Below are 1181 nucleotides of genomic sequence, written 5' to 3' on the forward strand. Positions count from 1 at the left end.
GGGTGGGAACGGCCGGGTGAGTGTGGTCGGGATGGTCTGCTACCGGCCCGGCTGGCGTCCGCGGCTGCTCTACCGGGCCCGGACCTGGCGGGGTGGTGGCGGGCGCAGGGGGATCGGCTGGGAGGACTGCCGGGATCTGCTGGCCGCCGCGCATGCGCAGCTTCCCGGGGGCCGGCTGGTGCTGGTCTGGGACCGGGTGAACATCCACCGGCAGACGGAGATGACCACGTTCCTGCGGGAGCACGCGGGCTGGGTGAGCGCGGTGCTGCTACCGGCCTACGCCCCTGAGCTGAACCCGGCCGAGGGGGTGTGGTCACAGCTCAAGCGCACCGCTGTGGTGAACCTGGCTGCCCGCGCCCTCGACGAGGTCTGCCAGGCGGTCAAGCACGGGCTGAAACGAATGCAGTACCGGCCCCCGTTGCTGTTGGGGTTCCTCGCCGAAACCGGTCTGGTCTGGGAAGAGCTATGGTCAACATGACTCCACGCATTAAAGCTCAGGAAGAGCGCCACCAGATGAGGCACGAACGGTCCACGCCCCCATATTAACAGCAGCCGTCTGGGCGGTTCGGTTCCGAGTGAAGACGGCCGGCCGACCCGGTGGCCGGTCATGGCGTCCGCCGGCACCATGTTCGACATGCCCGCCCGTGCCATCCGGCTCGACGCTCTCCAGAAGACCCGCCATCCGCAATCCCCCCGCGAGCTGACCGCACCGACCGACGTCCGCCATGACGCTGTTCACCCGTGAGGATGACAGCCCGACCACCACCGCACCGGCGACCACCGTGTGATCTGTCGGCCGAGCAGGAGGATCAGCGACCGGCCAACCTGCGTCCCTCGGTTCGCCGCCCTGGTCTACGACGTCGGCCGGTTGCTGCGACCATCGAGCGCACCGTGGATGTCAGCGCGCAACTGGGCGACCAGGCCGCGGGCTGTCCCGGTGCCAACGGCGAGCCGCTTGCGCAGCGTTTCCGCGGAGATGGGGCGTTGGTGCTGCTGTCAGTGCAGCACGTCCTCGGCGCGGGCGCGGTGCAACAGGTCCTGCCTGCGCGCCTCACGCGACAGCGGGCCCCCGACGGTAGTCCTGCCGGGCATTGGCTCGGCTGCCGTCGCGGGTGCCGAAGCACGGTGGTTGGCCTGCGCCGGGGGCGGGCTGGCGGCGGCCGGCGTTGCGGGCAGGTTCT

At 70.4% G+C, this 1181-nt stretch carries 1 protein-coding gene and 1 pseudogene; one reads left to right on the forward strand and one right to left on the reverse strand.

The annotated features are described in order from the left end of the window. Positions 1–478 (forward strand): transposase (locus AC08ON_RS10800; protein WP_476616885.1); only part of this gene is annotated, 478 nt, incomplete at its 5' end. Positions 479–996: 518 nt separating this feature from the next. Here AC08ON_RS10800 and AC08ON_RS10805 read toward each other — a convergent pair. Beyond that, a pseudogene (locus AC08ON_RS10805) lies at positions 997–1181 on the reverse strand (hypothetical protein); the annotation flags it as partial.

Source organism: Frankia sp. CoWAU3 (assembly GCF_977971855.1).